This is a genomic window from Paenibacillus donghaensis, assembly GCF_002192415.1.
GTDB lineage: Bacteria > Bacillota > Bacilli > Paenibacillales > Paenibacillaceae > Paenibacillus_AQ > Paenibacillus_AQ donghaensis.
Window position 1 is genome coordinate 4,691,327 of record NZ_CP021780.1, and the last position, 14,141, is coordinate 4,705,467.

Consider the following 14,141-nt stretch of genomic DNA (forward strand, 5'->3'; position numbering starts at 1 on the left):
AGCCTGTGCCCTGTGATCAACAACGCTACAGGCTTGTACTGGCATCTAAGATGCTTTCTCTCTCAGAATAACGTAATCCGGAAGCTTCTTCAATTCAATTTCAGCAATTAGCTGAACCTTGGGAACAGTACATTATTCTCCAGATGCACATGCTCAAAGGTCATGCTCTCCAGTTCCTCCAGACGGGCGTAGGTCAGGCGGTAGGTCGTGCATGCATGCCCAGGCGGTGTAAAGTCACTGGTCACCTCGCGCAGCTTCTTCAGCAGATCGCCAGCAGCATCGTGCTCCTCTTCGAGAATAGTAAGCGAAGCACGCAGCTCAGACAGATTCTGCTCATTCGGCTCCGCAGCAACCGCCAGCAATTGCGGGAAGATACTCTCTTCTTCCTTGGCCGTATGGGTAAGCAGTTCTTCCTTCAGACTGTTGAACAAGCTGTGCATCTCCGCCAGATGAGGTGAATCCTCGCCGTGAACGCGGTAGACCTTGGTTACGTTCTGGGCAATCTGCGGCAGTTCTTCACGCAGATAACGGTGATGTTTGCCAATGATATGTTCAACCAGCTCCGCCGACGGAGCTTGGTTCCAGAACAGATCCTCCTCTGGCACGGGATATTCTTCAAGCAGCTTGTGCAGATCGCCAAGCACTGAATCTGTATCAAGCCCTTTCTCCTCGGCAGCTTCGCTGAGCGGCTTTGCTCCACCGCAGCAGAAGTCTATACGTTTGGCTTTGAAATAATCGGCAGCCTTGGGAAACTGGAGCACGATGTCCTTCACCAGGGCCTGGGCGGTAAAAGCAGCAGCAGGCTGGGATTCATCGGTCATTCTATTGAAGGGTTGTTGAGTTGACATTGGGAGTTCCTCCTTGGTGGTTGTTCAGGTCTATTCTTCCTGTTAACCTTACCGCCGAAAGGAACCTCCCCTAGTGATTAAGATCACTGAAATTAAATCGCTTTATTGAACGCAAGCCTGCATATAGGTTCGCTTCCCCTGTGAATCCTTCAGATACGGGCTGAGACCGCCGAACCTGAATTCATCCATATACACTCCGGTCATCCACCTGCCTTCGGTAAGACCGCCTTCCCATTGCAGCACCACATCCGGGGCTGAAATCCATTCCTGACAGATAACCAGATTATGCTCCCGGTATTCCTTATAGGGCCTGGACCGTTCAAGCAGTGCAGACGGATTGAGAAAGGTGGGTACAAAATAGTTGGAGATGTCCTCCAGCTCATCTGGCTCAAAGAACAGCTCCCCGCCCAGTAGAGGCCCGAGCCGCAGGGAGTTCTCATACAACGACCAGATCACAGCCTGCAGCACCATACTCTGGCGGATGCCATTGTGGAATTTGAACCTGCGCTCTCCGATGAGCCCGCCTGCCATAAGTTCCCCTTGCTCCTCAGACTCCAGACAATGCCGTTCACAGCCGATATTCTTCCAGCCGTAAGGTCCATGAATCCACTTCTGAAACACGGTCCCGTCCGAATGATCTCCTTTATACAGCGAAGAAATCACACTGTAGGGAACACCGATCCAGGCATCCCACAAGGATGGGGGCAAATAGATGTGGAGCATATGCAGCACTTTATCGTAGATCAGCTGGACCTTGAGAGAAGCTGTCTCCAGTTCGGCGACATCCTCTTTGGCATACGTAATCTCCCGGGCAAACAGGGTTGTCTTCATCTTTCTCGCCTCCTGCAAGTTTAGTGAATGCTGGCTCCCACCACACTTCAGACTTTGAACGGCGTGACCTATACTCATCCGACACCATGAAATCGCAACCATGGTTGATGACATTAGTTTTTTCTATTATATTACATACGGCTTGGTGAAGTGTATTTTTATTTAGATATTCATAAGAATATTACTTTCTTCTATTTATAAAAAGCCTCTTTTCCGCTAACGGAAAAGAGGCTCGCACGCCTGACTGCTGCGTCCTATTCTACCCAACTCTCAGCCCACGATTGAATCTGCTGCATAACAGGCTCCAGTGCACGGCCTTTATCTGTCAGTTCATATTCGATCCGCACCGGAGTTTCCGGGTAGACATGCCGCACCAGAATTCCTTCATGCTCCAGATCCTTCATCCGCTCGGACAGCATTTTATCGCTCATGGACGGAATCAGACCGGAAATATCCTTGAACCGTTTCGGGCCGCTCATCAATGTCTGAATAATAAGTCCATTCCATCGTTTGCCTAAGAAAGAGAAGGCTGTCTCGAAACGGGGGCACATGGCCAATTGATGTTGTTCCATTGTTCTCACCTCTCACCAGCTTAACTTACCATTAGTTAGTATATATAATTTTACCACATTTCAAGCACGATGAACATCATTTGTCAAAAAAAAGTTGATCTTCCATCTGATTATAGCGCAGCTGTCACTCTCCGGCGTCCTGCCCTGACTTCCGCTGCGAGATCGCACCGGTCACCACATAGGCGAGGTCGTCGTTTCCATACAACGAAAGTACACCCAGCACTGTATCATCGGATATGTCCCCTGCCTCTTCCTTGGAAACCGTCAGCGCCAGCGCATTACGCAGAGCCTCATTGCCCTCCTGGTGCGGATAGGCCGCGAGATACAGCTCATGCGGGTCCAGTGCGTTATTCACACACCACTGGGCAAATACCAGGATCATCATTTCCTCATCACGTTTATAGCTCTCAATAATCTGTTCTTCCATCGATTTGCGGTAGTCTTCCTCCATCGTTGCTGCGCTCCCTTATGTTAATGTGTAAGCCTCGCGGCCAGTTTATGCACCGGAAGCACCTGTGAAGCAGAAATTCCGCATTGCTGAGGCGTGTCCAGATGGTTTAGGAATTCATCCACCACTCCGCTGAAGCCCCTCCGCTCCAGGATCGTATCCCAGCTTCCGAAGGAGTGAAGGCACGCGGGTGAACCTGCTTCATACAATACCAGCTTCTCCAGATCGGTCACTTCGGCGGACCGGCCTCCGCCGTGCAGCTCCAGCTTCTCCAGGTCAGCCCCCGCATCGCGAACCATGCTGTAGAGACCTGCAGCTCCATTGCTCCAGCCCAGCATGCCTGTTGCCTGCAGCAGCCGGCCCTGAGAATCAGACACCAGATGATCCTGCAGTAGCTCCGCGTCTGCTCCGCCCAGCCACAAAAGCAGGTCAAGGATATGGATCAGATCATCATGGACCGTCTCACTGCTGCTTCCCTGCTGCACTCGGGTCCGGTGCTTGATGGCCGAGACCTGGCTGAAGTCCCCCGCCTCCGCCAGCCAGTCTCTGGCGGCGGTAACCATCGGGGCGAACCGCCGGTTGAAGCCTACACCAAGCAGCAGTCCCCTGTCTTCGGCCAGCTCTGCCATCCGCTGTGACTGCTCCCATTCTCCGGACAGCGGTTTATCCACATATACAGCAACCCCGCTACGGAGGCATTGCATCACAATCTCATAATGGGTTGAAGTCGGACTGTGCACGAATACGGCATCCGGCTTCCAAGACAGCAGCTCCTCCAGCCTGGTGGTGCCACGTGGCAGGCGGTAAGCAGCCACCGTCTCCTCGACCGTTGAGGATGAGTGGCTGAGCACACCGGCCACCTCCACTCCGCTATGACGGGAGAGCAACGGCAGATAGACCTTGCGGGCAATATCGCCGATCCCAACCAACGCGATTCTTGTTTGTTTTGGATTCATAGATGCTTCCTTTCCGGACAGGGGACAGCCTATCCGCGAATCTCTTCAAGCTATTATACATGGAGCCAACGTGCACACCAATGACCTTTGCTTTAATTATGCACTTTTTTTCAGTATGATGAAATGAATGAGCAGGAGGAAGGACATAATAACATGAACAAATGGCTAACAATTATTCTCTATATAACAGGCATTATCCTCGCCTTTATCTATAGGCAGGACATTCTGGCCTGGATGAAGCAGGACCACAGTCTGCCGGCATCTATCGCAACCGCCACTGTGCTGGCCTTGTTTCCGGTAGTTCCCTACAAGGCTGTCATCGGGCTGTACGGCTATGCCTACGGGAGTGTCGCGGGTGCGCTGATCTGCTGGACTGCAACCAATATTGCCGCTGCAATCATGTATGCCGGGGTTAGGTATTTGTTCCAGGCGCCTGCCCGGCGGTATCTGGCCAGCACGCCGGCGCTCAGCAGGTTCACCTCCGCTGTCGCCAGCCGGCCATTCGCTTCCATAGTGTTGGCCCGGCTGGCACCCGTTATTCCGCAGACAGCAGTCAATGCCTATGCGGGTGCAGCAGGCCTGCCTTTCTGGAGTTATCTGGCAGCCTCGGGACTGGGCAAAATCCCCGGCATTGCCCTATTCGCCTTCCTGGGCGGCAATCTCCTGCAGCATCCGGGAAGTGCAGCCGCCGCCGTTCTGCTGTACGCAGCTGTAATCGTACTAGCCCTGCTGGCTCTGCGCAAGCGGCCTGCACTTCCGCCAATAGAGTAGCTGACAGGCCTCGGCTGGAACCTGAGGGATAAATGCTATATAATTAAGTTGTGATCTATTTAATTGCATTATCCAAATGGAGGGATATTAATGAGTGACATTCAATCTGGACATCAAGGTTCCACCGTGCAAAAAGCCACCTTCGCAGGCGGATGCTTCTGGTGCATGGTATCCCCGTTCGAGGAATTGCCCGGCATTCTGGAGGTTATCTCCGGATACACCGGCGGACATACAGTTAATCCTACCTATGAGGAAGTCTGCTCCGAAACCACAGGCCATGTGGAAGCGGTACAGATTACCTTTGATTCCGCTATATTCCCTTACACTAAGCTGCTGGAGCTATTCTGGCAGCAGATTGACCCTACTGATACCGGGGGGCAATTCCATGACCGCGGCACCTCTTACGGAACAGCAATCTTCACCTATTCCGAGGAGCAGAAACAGCAGGCCGAGGCTTCCAAGATCGCTCTTGAAGCCAGCGGCCGGTTCTCCAAGCCGATTGTAACGCCCATTCTTCCGGCAGCCGTGTTCTATCCGGCGGAAGAATATCATCAGGGCTACCACCGCAAGAACCCCGGCCATTACAAGCGGTATCGCAAGGGCTCGGGACGGGAAGCTTTTATCGAGAACAACTGGACCCACAAGGAAGATAAAGCCAGCCTGAAAGAACGCCTGACGCCACTGCAATACGAGGTAACACAGAATAGCGCCACAGAGTCCCCATTCCGCAACGAGTTCTGGGATCACCATGGGGACGGCATCTATGTGGACATCGTGTCCGGCGAACCACTGTTCAGCTCCAAGGACAAGTTCGATTCCGACTGCGGCTGGCCCAGCTTCACCCGTCCGATCCGGGATTACTCCGTGAAGGAGAAAACCGATCTCAGCCATCTGATGGTCCGCACCGAGGTACGCAGCCATACCGCAGATTCCCATCTCGGTCATGTCTTCAATGATGGACCGGACGAGAACGGTCTGCGCTACTGCATCAACTCCGCGGCGCTGCGGTTCGTGCCGAAGGAAGAGCTGGAGCAGGAAGGCTACGGCGAATACCACGTGCTGTTCCAGCACGCATAACCTTTTACCGAAGGACGCGGTGGCCTCCGCTCCAATTCGGGACATTTCCGCTACACAACCCTCCAGACCATTTTGTGAGGCCGCTGAAAAAGGTTAGCTTTTGACTTTGTGAAATTCCAAAAACAGATAAAGGCGAATTTCCATTCAACTCTGAATGAGAATCCGCCTTTATTTTATGGATTACTTCATGTTTTCTACCTTAATAGTGTCATTGTTCTTTTGTGGTTGACAGTGAATATAGCGCTAAAAAGGTTGCCTTCTCCTTATTGTCACTTGAATGCATTGTTATTTGCGTAGCGACGCAACAGCTCCTTGAGACGGGTTACTTCATTATCCATATCGCTATCGCTGTCAATATGGCTATCGCTAACATAAGTCGAAGTAACAATTTCAGTAGCAATAGATGCTTGAGGGTCATCTGCGTTAGTTGCAGCGGTCAACGCGGACCCGATCCATATCATTCCCATCAGCGCCACACAGAGGATTAAAATACCAGCCTTCTTCCCTTTGAGGTCCATGATTGCAGAAATGCGATTTTTCAAACCTTTTGTCCCTCCATAAAATTTAGTAGACAATGCTATTTGGAGCTTCGTCCCGTTCCTGGCAACAGCAATAATGGTTTCCCCATATTGCATTCGCCGTTGATGATCTGCGTTTTGTAAGACCAATGCGTCACAGGAGATTTCACATTGTTCCGCTGCCGCTTTTGCCATGAGATAGACCACCGGATTGAACCAATGAAACGCAGTTGCCGTCAAAATCATGGCCTTGTACCAAAGGTCGTGCCGTTTGAAATGAATCAACTCATGCTTTAGAATCAGAGACAATGCATCATCTGATAGTTTAATAGGCGGCAGTAAAATGACAGGCCGGAAAAAGCCAACGAGCATTGGGCTTGTAACGCTTTCACACACGCTTAACCCTATAGGTTTGTTAATCCCCAGTTCCGAGCTTACACTGTCCAAAATCCCCAGAACCTTCACATCGGTTACAGGCTCACTCCATCGGCGTACCGTCTTCATAAAGCGACCATGCCGCAGAGCATGATACAGTACGATGCTTACAATACCACACCCCCAAATCGCTGCAAGCACCCGCCATAAAGGGGTTATTGCCCAAGTGTTCCCACTATCCCCAACACCCATTAAGGGGACAGTATTTATTATGGATTGCGCAAGCGTTACAGGAAGATCCGGCATGGGCACAGGGAGAACTAACAGGTCAATCCGTGGACGAAAGGGGAATATCCAGCCTGCCGCAAGCAGCAGCCAAACCCTATAATTCCACTTTGCGGCATATCGTTTGGATAAAAGGGGCCGTATTGCCGCGTACACAAGCGTCAGCAACGACATAGAAACAGAGCATTGGAGCAGGGTAGCTAAAAATCCCTGCATATCACTCCCTCTTTTCTTTCAGCCAATTTTCCAGTTGGTCGAGGTCACTGTCCTTTACCTTGTTACCGGCATATAGCGTAGCAACCAAGCTGACGAAGGAATTCGCATGAAAACGCTCCATAAAGTCGCCCGTTTCAAATTTCAGGTAGTCCTCCTTGCTAATAAGGGGAAAATAAGTGCGCTCTTTTCCCTTTTTTTCAGTTCGAATAAAGCCACGTTCCACCAGCCGTAACATAAGAGAAATGACCGTCTGCGCTTTCCATCCCCTTTCATTTCCAAGCTGTTGCATAATGATATGGGTCGTTATAGGGGGATCATTGGCCCACACCACTTTCATAATGTCAAACTCCGCATCTGGCATTTTTTTCATGACCTCTATCATTCAACTCCTTTAAGGCAATTGCCTACAACGATATTCTACATTTGCCTTAAACATATGTCAAACCTAAAAAATCGAAAAGATAAAATCTGGATCGTGCCGTCACATGCCCTTCCTTCCAGGAATGGTATAGCCTTATAAACCTCTCATCGATTTGATAAACTGCTTTTCGTAGCAGCTTAGACTTCCACTGTTTTTTGAATAAGCATGTCGAGCAGGTTCACATCTTTCAAACGAACTGAAATTGAGGGATTGTTGGTTTGAAATCATCCGAGACACCACCTGAATTTAATTACTCTATTCTACAGGAAAACAGGATACCATCCCCTCAGAAATGAGGTCTGGTATCCTGTTGTAAGATTTGGAGTTTCAGCGGCCTCCATTTTGTGGTTGGAGGTTTTTTTGATGTTTCGGGAACCACCGCATACTACCGGTCAGCACCGGCCACAAGGAGAATCCCTCAACGATTGTCGCAATGCCGAAGAACAGCGTTCCCGTCAGCAGGACGGCCCCCGCCTTGCCCATCAGCATGCCGATGCCGCTATAGGGAATTTGACGAAACAGCTTGGATACAATAATCGATATGTAGTAAAATCGAAATAAACACATTTATTACATAAGTACCCATTATAACCAATGTCTCGATCCCTGCGTGTAGGTGGCTATGGGGAAAAACCACCGTTAATTCTCGGATAAAGTTCAATTTCCAGAGTGTATAGGGAAGTTACCACTAATTACGCCTATTGAGGGCTTTTCTAAGCGGATCGGACGTGATTAACGGGAGAAACTCCCTATAACTTTATCCAATAGCCTCACTGAGATCAAATAGTGGTATAAATTCCCTATAACGGGCCTGAGCAGCACCCACTTACGCAGCTAAATCACCAGATTGGATTTAGGAAGCTACCGTGAAGCTTAGGTCCCGCTTGACTCATCAACCGAGACCCAAGCATCAGCCCAAGACTTAATTATCCCTCTTCGGATCATCCTCGGTTACTGCTTCTGGTCCTGCCGCTTCCGCTTCCACTGAAGGCTGCTCCGGTTGTTGCTGTTCCTGCAACCGCTCGCGGTTCGACTGCCGAATCCGCTCCACCTGCTCCGACTCCGAGCTTCTCCGCCGTCTATAGATCACCCAGACCACAGCACCGACAAGAGCGGCCACGATTAATACCGGGAAGGCTCCGGCCAGGAACACCACCAGCCATTGGAACATTACGGAGAGTGCATGCAGACTGCCGTTCAGCGCATCCCCAGCCCGCTGCATCAGGGGGCCTTTCGCTTTGGTGAGAACATCGTCTTTCGCTTCTGTTTCATACAACCGCAGCTCCACCGTGGAGAAGGAGACATTCTGATCAATATAACGCATTCTGCCTTTAATCTGCTCAATCTCCTCCTGAATTCTGCCCAGCTCATTGGCGAAGGAGACGAGGTCGGCGGATTTGGTCGCTTTGCTCATAAACTCGGTATATTGGCGTTCCATCAGCACCTTAGCCTTCAATCTGGACTCCAGATCGACATACTCTTCAGAGACATCCTGCCCCTGTATGCTGCGCTGGAGCGATTGATGTGCTACCTTCTCCAGATTGTTCAGGAACGAAGAGAACCCGGACGCAGGCACTTTCATGATAAAAGTACCGCCCTGCTCATACTCGGAGACATTCTCGTTAAATTCAATAATATAGCCGTTCGCCATCGTTACCATGTTGCGCACTTCTGTCTGCGCCTTGCCATAGTCTTCCACTTCCATCGTCAGATTGCCGCGGTAGATCAGCTTCTTGTTCAGTCCTGCAACTACATCGCTGCCGGTAAATCCGGCGGCTCCGGCTGTGTCGGCGGTATTCTCGGCTGTAGTTCCCATTACCACAGGATCACCGCTGTTACCGCCATCTCCACCTGCGACCTGGGCCGCTGCCTCTGCGGCAGGCGCTTCCATTGCTTGGTCGCTTGCGGTGCTACTCTCTACCAAACCATTCTGCATAGCGCCACTGTCTGCCGAGCTATTATTGTCCGAACCTGAACCACACCCCGCCACAACCAGAGCAAGAATCAAAACACACAAGAAATGCAGACCCCACTTACGCATGCACATTCCTCCAGAGTAAAATAGTCGATACTCCGCTCGCCTGCGGATTACCGCTGATGAATCCTCCGAAATGTCCTCATCTAGGCAAGAATCTCTTTCGGTTATAGTTCTTTGACGTTCCAAATGTTGGAAGGTTGCAGTTCCGGACGCAGAACGCAAAAAAAACCGCCGGATATACCGTTCGGATTGCGAAAGCTTACGTTATTTGGTACAATTGCAATGATTAACGAACTAATATACACCAAATACCCTCCATTCTTAACAGAATAAGGGCATGGTGCTGCTCGGACAAGCTCCACCTTGCTGAACAGCTAATGTATTCATTACCTACCAAGGGAGGTGAACCCTAATGGCAAAAGACGTTGTTTGCGAAGTGAACTCCTGCACTCACTGGGCAGAAGAGAACAAATGCGACGCTGAATCCATCTATGTAGCATTCCATAGTGCTAAAGAACCTACACGCTCTGAAGAAACAGACTGCAAAACCTTTGAAAGCAAATAAGCTGTAACGAGAAGGGACCGGGCATGGTTCCTTCTTTTCTTGTTTCTTATTCTATCAAGGATGAGAATTATTATCAAGTGTTTCTCCAAAAATAAACCCATCAAACTGGTGGGATACCGCTGATTAGCTATTATGAGCACAAGGATGCCGTCCTTCAAGGAACGGCATCCTTTTTTCTATGAGAGTTGTTGGATCAGTACTTCACCCCGCCCGTTAACGAACTCCGGCTGAGACCTGCTCCCTGGCTTCCTCCGCAGCCGCCACCATGTTGCGCAACGCGGCAATCGTCTCCGGCCAGCCTCTTGTCTTCAGCCCGCAATCGGGATTGATCCAGAATTGCTGCGGGTCCAGCACCCGCAAGGCGCGGCTGATATTAGCCGCCATCTCCGCTACCGCTGGCACACGCGGACTGTGAATATCGTAAACACCAAGGCCGATGCCTTTGTCATATGCCCGCTCCTCGAAGCTGGCGATCAGCTCGCCGTGGCTGCGCGAGGTCTCGATGGAGATCACATCGGCATCCATAGCAGAGATGGAATCAATCATGTTATTGAAATCACTGTAGCACATATGCGTATGCACCTGAGTGGTGGGCTTGACCTGATTGGTGGAAATGCGGAAGGATCTGACCGCCCAGTTCAGGTAGTGCTCGTGGTCTTTGGCTTTGAGCGGCAGTCCTTCGCGGATCGCCGGTTCGTCTACCTGGATCATCTCAATGCCGGCCTCTTCCAGTGCCTGAATCTCATGCCGCAGCGCCAGCGCGATCTGACGGGCAACCTCCTCGCGGCTCAGGTCGTCGCGTACAAAGGACCAGTTGAGAATGGTGACCGGACCGGTCAGCATGCCTTTGACCGGGAGCTTAGTCAGCGACTGGGCATACAGGCTTTCCTTGACAGTCATCGGCTTCACATAGGCCACATCGGCATAGATGACCGGAGGTTTGACACAGCGCGAGCCGTAGGACTGCACCCAGCCGCCGCGCGTGAACAGGTAGCCGTCCAGCTGCTCGCCGAAGAACTCCACCATGTCTGTCCGCTCGAATTCCCCGTGCACCAACACATCCAGGCCCAACTCCTCCTGAATGGTAATCGCTTCTTCGATCTGCTGGCGGATGAAGCCGTCATACCGCTCCTGGCTCCAGACACCTTTGCGCCATTTCAGCCGGGCCTGGCGTACCTCCACCGTCTGCGGGAAGCTGCCGATGGTCGTGGTCGGCAGCAGCGGCAGCTGCCATTTCTGGCGCTGCAGCGGCAGACGCTCCGCATAGGGCAGCCCGCGCCAGTCCCGCTGGCCTTGCAGCGTCTCCGCCTGCTGTGCCACATCCTGCCGTCTGCGCTCCGGCAGCGCGCGGAACGCAGCCAGCGCCGCGCGGCTCTCGGCCAGCGCTTCGCGGCTTCCGCCATTCAGCACGGCGCCGAGCAGGCTCAGCTCGGCCAGCTTCTCATCGGCGAACGCCAGCGCCTGGCGTACTGCGTCCTTCAGCTTGTCCTCTCCCTGTACCGTGACCGGCACATGCAGCAGGCTGCAGGAAGGCTGCAGAATCAGCTGCTCCGCCGGGACAAGCGCGGCCAGCTTGCCGACCAGCGCAAGCTTGTCATCCAGATCGGCACGCCAGATGTTACGCCCGTCAATAACGCCTGCGCCCAGCCATTTGTCGGCTGGCCAGCCCAGACGCTCAATCGCGGCGAGATTCGCTCCACCATCGTGTACGAAATCAAGACCCAGCCCCTGCACCGGAAGCGTAAGCAGTTGCTCCAGCGGTTCAGCCGCTTCGAAATAGGTCTGCAGGAGCAGCTTCAAACCAGGCACCGCGGCGGCAATTTCACCATAGATGGATTCCAGCAGCTTGATTTCAGCCGCCTCCAGTCCCGTAACAATGGCAGGCTCGTCAACCTGTACCCAGGCTGCCCCTTCCTGCTTCAGCTCCTGCAGCAGCTGGATATATACCGGCAGGAAACGGGCTGCAACCTTCGGCAGCTCGGAAGCCGGGAAGCCTTTGGACAACTTCAGGAAGGTGTACAGGCCAAGAATCACCGGTTTGCCTTCAATCCCCGCCTTGGCCTTGGCTAAACGGTAGGCCTCCAGCGGTTTGTTCGTGGTCAGTCTTGGAGTCTGATCCCCAATCTCCGGGACAATGTAATGGTAGTTGGTATTGAACCATTTGGTCATGGTGCTGGCTGTAGCTTCGGCATTGCCGCGCGCCATGGCGAAGTACAAGTCCAGATCAACCTCACCACCGCCATATCCGTAACGCGGAGGGACAATTCCGAACATCACGGCTGTATCCAGCACGTGATCATAGAAGGTGAAGTCGTTCACCGGAATTAGCTCAATCCCCGCTTCCTTCTGGGCGCTCCAATGCTGAAGCTGGATCGTCTCCATCTCACTGCGGAACGCCGCTTCATCCAGCTTGCCAGCCCAGAAGGCTTCCAGTGTTTTTTTCCATTCTCTATTCTTGCCGATCCTTGGATACCCGAGATTGCTAAGTGTAAACTTCTGTGTCATTTGTACACATCTCCCTCTTCAATAATCATTATCTGGATTGTTGCTCCTATTTCTTATATATCTAACTATACCTACTTAAATACTCACCTAAGGGATGCAACGATTCCCTGCCCTGCTGTTTCCCGCCGGCTGTGCCTGCTATTAGATGCCATCATAGCTGAAGCCCCTGGAATCCGCAACGGATTCCAGGGGCTTCAGCTATACAGATTCCTTATAGCAAGTTTAGAAAAACACGAGATAGACTACTCCGGCAAGGATAATCCGGTATATAGCAAACGGCAGCAGCTTGATCCGGTTGATCAGCTTCAGGAAGAAACGCATCGACAGCAGCGCGAACAGGAAGGCGCTGATGAACCCGGCAATGAAGAACGGCAGCGCGTCGAGCGTGAAATACTGCCAGTTCTTGACCAGCGAGATCAGACTTGCCCCGGCCATGATCGGCACAGCCATAATGAAGGTGAAGTCAGCCGCGGCACGGTGGCTCATGCCCAGCAGCACCCCGCCGGAAATCGTCGACCCCGAGCGGGAGAACCCCGGCCACAGCGAGAAGCACTGGATGAATCCAACCGTCAGCGCCTGTCTGTATGTAATCTGATCCACGCTCTCTACCTTGGTCTTCTTGGGAGCGAACAGATCCGCAGCAATCATAAACAATGCACCAATCACCAGCCCGATCAGCACGGTAGACGTGGAGAAGAGATGCTCATCAATATAGTCCTCGAATAGCAGGCCCAGCACACCGGCAGGAATTAATCCTACAATTACCTGAGCCAGCTTAAGCCGGCCTTCTGTTTCTGGCTGGGGTTCTCCCGTGGAGACCGGCTCCAGCTGCTTACGGCTGAACCGCTTCAGGCCCAGCAGATCAATGAACCGGTTGCGGAAAATAATGACTACCGCCAGGATCGAGCCAAGCTGAATGACTACCTTGAACGTATTTGCTGTGTATTTTCCGAGAAATTCCTGCGACATGAGCCACATATCATCGACGATAATCATATGGCCCGTGGAGGACACGGGAGCAAACTCGGTTAACCCCTCTACAATCCCTAGAATAATAGCTTTAATGATCGTGAACAGCTCCATGTGATGCCCCCCTTTAATTGGTTATTCATTTTAGTTATGACCATGCGTGTTCTTGAGCCGCTCCTGCTATTCGCGCGCCTTGATTCTCCGGCTGCGTTTGCGCAGATACAGCGCTCCGAGCACAACGAAGCCGACAGCCAGCAGCACATAGACCACATTGGAGTACACATTCATGTAGGCTCCGATATCCTCCCAGGATTCGCCCAATGCTGCGCCGATGAACACAAGCAGCACGTTCCAGCCCAAGGTGCCGATGGTGGTGAACAGCATGAATACGCCGAACTTCATTCCCGACATGCCTGCAGGGATCGAGATCAGACTGCGGACCAGCGGAATCATCCGGCAGAATAACACCGTCCAATAGCCGTATTTGTCAAACCAGGCGTCGGCTTTATGAATATCCTTCTTGCTGATGCGGATGATGCCGCCCCAGCGGTCCACCAGCCGCTCCATCCGGCTTACATCAAGCAGCCGCCCGATATAGTAGAGGATGACCGCGCCCAGCAGCGAACCGCCGGTAGCTGCCAGAACTACGCCAGTTATAGTCATGCTGGACGTAGTCGTCATGAACCCCCCGAACGGCAAAATGACCTCCGAAGGAATCGGCGGGAAAACATTCTCCAGGGCCAGCATCAGAAAAATTCCGAGGTAACCAAAATGCTCCATAAAATCGGTAATCCAAACTTTCATTT

The 14,141-nt window shown here is 52.1% G+C and carries 15 protein-coding genes; 3 read left to right on the forward strand and 12 right to left on the reverse strand.

Going from position 1 to position 14,141, the window contains the following annotated elements; translation table 11 throughout:
- Positions 1–107: 107 nt before the first annotated feature.
- The 5 genes from ric to B9T62_RS21585 form a co-directional block, all read right to left on the reverse strand.
- Entirely contained in the window at positions 108–848 is a 741-nt protein-coding gene (gene ric / locus B9T62_RS21565; RefSeq protein WP_245863968.1) for an iron-sulfur cluster repair di-iron protein, read from the reverse strand.
- A gap of 102 nt (positions 849–950) precedes the next feature.
- Positions 951–1,679, reverse strand: a complete 729-nt coding sequence (locus B9T62_RS21570; protein WP_087917180.1) for a hypothetical protein — start codon at positions 1,677–1,679, stop codon at positions 951–953.
- Positions 1,680–1,933: 254 nt separating this feature from the next.
- Positions 1,934–2,251, reverse strand: a complete 318-nt coding sequence (locus B9T62_RS21575) for a winged helix-turn-helix transcriptional regulator (protein ID WP_087917181.1) — start codon at positions 2,249–2,251, stop codon at positions 1,934–1,936.
- A gap of 124 nt (positions 2,252–2,375) precedes the next feature.
- The gene (locus B9T62_RS21580) at positions 2,376–2,702 is read right to left on the reverse strand and encodes a hypothetical protein (protein WP_087917182.1); all 327 of its coding nucleotides are present in this window, start codon (positions 2,700–2,702) and stop codon (positions 2,376–2,378) included.
- A gap of 20 nt (positions 2,703–2,722) precedes the next feature.
- Positions 2,723–3,655, reverse strand: coding sequence for a Gfo/Idh/MocA family protein (locus tag B9T62_RS21585; protein ID WP_087917183.1), 933 nt, complete (start codon positions 3,653–3,655; stop codon positions 2,723–2,725).
- Between the two features lie 153 nt (positions 3,656–3,808).
- On the opposite strand from B9T62_RS21585, the gene B9T62_RS21590 reads away from it, so the two are divergent.
- Together B9T62_RS21590 and msrB are read left to right on the forward strand one after the other, a co-directional pair.
- Positions 3,809–4,426 carry a TVP38/TMEM64 family protein gene (locus B9T62_RS21590; protein WP_087917184.1) on the forward strand — a complete coding sequence of 206 codons (618 nt, stop codon included), beginning with the start codon at positions 3,809–3,811 and terminating at the stop codon, positions 4,424–4,426.
- A 90-nt stretch (positions 4,427–4,516) separates the two neighbouring features.
- Entirely contained in the window at positions 4,517–5,503 is a 987-nt protein-coding gene (msrB, locus tag B9T62_RS21595; RefSeq protein WP_087917185.1) for a peptide-methionine (R)-S-oxide reductase MsrB, read from the forward strand.
- A 269-nt stretch (positions 5,504–5,772) separates the two neighbouring features.
- Here msrB and B9T62_RS21600 read toward each other — a convergent pair whose 3' ends face one another.
- From B9T62_RS21600 to B9T62_RS21615, 4 genes are all read right to left on the reverse strand, one after another.
- On the reverse strand, positions 5,773–6,897 hold the full coding sequence (locus B9T62_RS21600; RefSeq protein WP_087917186.1) for a M56 family metallopeptidase: 1,125 nt from the start codon (positions 6,895–6,897) through the stop codon (positions 5,773–5,775).
- Between the two features lies 1 nt (position 6,898).
- Positions 6,899–7,279 carry a BlaI/MecI/CopY family transcriptional regulator gene (locus tag B9T62_RS21605; RefSeq protein ID WP_245863970.1) on the reverse strand — a complete coding sequence of 127 codons (381 nt, stop codon included), beginning with the start codon at positions 7,277–7,279 and terminating at the stop codon, positions 6,899–6,901.
- Between the two features lie 366 nt (positions 7,280–7,645).
- Complete coding sequence (locus B9T62_RS21610) at positions 7,646–7,885, reverse strand: hypothetical protein (protein WP_087917187.1); 240 nt, start codon at positions 7,883–7,885, stop codon at positions 7,646–7,648.
- A gap of 355 nt (positions 7,886–8,240) precedes the next feature.
- Positions 8,241–9,359 carry a DUF4349 domain-containing protein gene (locus tag B9T62_RS21615; protein ID WP_157793954.1) on the reverse strand — a complete coding sequence of 373 codons (1,119 nt, stop codon included), beginning with the start codon at positions 9,357–9,359 and terminating at the stop codon, positions 8,241–8,243.
- Between the two features lie 349 nt (positions 9,360–9,708).
- Between B9T62_RS21615 and B9T62_RS21620 the strand changes: the two genes are divergently transcribed.
- Positions 9,709–9,861 (forward strand): DUF1540 domain-containing protein, encoded by a 153-nt coding sequence (locus B9T62_RS21620; RefSeq protein WP_087917189.1) that lies wholly within the window; start codon positions 9,709–9,711, stop codon positions 9,859–9,861.
- 213 nt (positions 9,862–10,074) lie between these two features.
- On the opposite strand, the gene metE is transcribed toward B9T62_RS21620, so the two are convergent.
- The 3 genes from metE to B9T62_RS21635 all read right to left on the reverse strand — a co-directional run bounded on the left by metE (position 10,075) and on the right by B9T62_RS21635 (position 14,139).
- Positions 10,075–12,366 (reverse strand): 5-methyltetrahydropteroyltriglutamate--homocysteine S-methyltransferase, encoded by a 2,292-nt coding sequence (metE, locus tag B9T62_RS21625; RefSeq protein ID WP_087917190.1) that lies wholly within the window; start codon positions 12,364–12,366, stop codon positions 10,075–10,077.
- Positions 12,367–12,588: 222 nt separating this feature from the next.
- Positions 12,589–13,449 carry an undecaprenyl-diphosphate phosphatase gene (locus tag B9T62_RS21630; RefSeq protein WP_087917191.1) on the reverse strand — a complete coding sequence of 287 codons (861 nt, stop codon included), beginning with the start codon at positions 13,447–13,449 and terminating at the stop codon, positions 12,589–12,591.
- 66 nt (positions 13,450–13,515) lie between these two features.
- Positions 13,516–14,139: a DedA family protein gene (locus B9T62_RS21635; protein ID WP_087917192.1), complete on the reverse strand. Its 624-nt coding sequence runs from the start codon at positions 14,137–14,139 to the stop codon at positions 13,516–13,518.
- Positions 14,140–14,141 lie beyond the last annotated feature (2 nt).

Bases quoted from the DNA above. Each gene is read 5' to 3' on its own strand.
- ric (WP_245863968.1), bottom strand. From the start codon at position 848: ATGTCAACTCAACAACCCTTCAATAGAATGACCGATGAATCCCAGCCT.
- B9T62_RS21570 (WP_087917180.1), bottom strand. From the start codon at position 1,679: ATGAAGACAACCCTGTTTGCCCGGGAGATTACGTATGCCAAAGAGGAT.
- B9T62_RS21575 (WP_087917181.1), bottom strand. From the start codon at position 2,251: ATGGAACAACATCAATTGGCCATGTGCCCCCGTTTCGAGACAGCCTTC.
- B9T62_RS21580 (WP_087917182.1), bottom strand. From the start codon at position 2,702: ATGGAGGAAGACTACCGCAAATCGATGGAAGAACAGATTATTGAGAGC.
- B9T62_RS21585 (WP_087917183.1), bottom strand. From the start codon at position 3,655: ATGAATCCAAAACAAACAAGAATCGCGTTGGTTGGGATCGGCGATATT.
- B9T62_RS21590 (WP_087917184.1), top strand. From the start codon at position 3,809: ATGAACAAATGGCTAACAATTATTCTCTATATAACAGGCATTATCCTC.
- msrB (WP_087917185.1), top strand. From the start codon at position 4,517: ATGAGTGACATTCAATCTGGACATCAAGGTTCCACCGTGCAAAAAGCC.
- B9T62_RS21600 (WP_087917186.1), bottom strand. From the start codon at position 6,897: ATGCAGGGATTTTTAGCTACCCTGCTCCAATGCTCTGTTTCTATGTCG.
- B9T62_RS21605 (WP_245863970.1), bottom strand. From the start codon at position 7,279: ATGATAGAGGTCATGAAAAAAATGCCAGATGCGGAGTTTGACATTATG.
- B9T62_RS21610 (WP_087917187.1), bottom strand. From the start codon at position 7,885: ATGTGTTTATTTCGATTTTACTACATATCGATTATTGTATCCAAGCTG.
- B9T62_RS21615 (WP_157793954.1), bottom strand. From the start codon at position 9,359: ATGCGTAAGTGGGGTCTGCATTTCTTGTGTGTTTTGATTCTTGCTCTG.
- B9T62_RS21620 (WP_087917189.1), top strand. From the start codon at position 9,709: ATGGCAAAAGACGTTGTTTGCGAAGTGAACTCCTGCACTCACTGGGCA.
- metE (WP_087917190.1), bottom strand. From the start codon at position 12,366: ATGACACAGAAGTTTACACTTAGCAATCTCGGGTATCCAAGGATCGGC.
- B9T62_RS21630 (WP_087917191.1), bottom strand. From the start codon at position 13,449: ATGGAGCTGTTCACGATCATTAAAGCTATTATTCTAGGGATTGTAGAG.
- B9T62_RS21635 (WP_087917192.1), bottom strand. From the start codon at position 14,139: ATGAAAGTTTGGATTACCGATTTTATGGAGCATTTTGGTTACCTCGGA.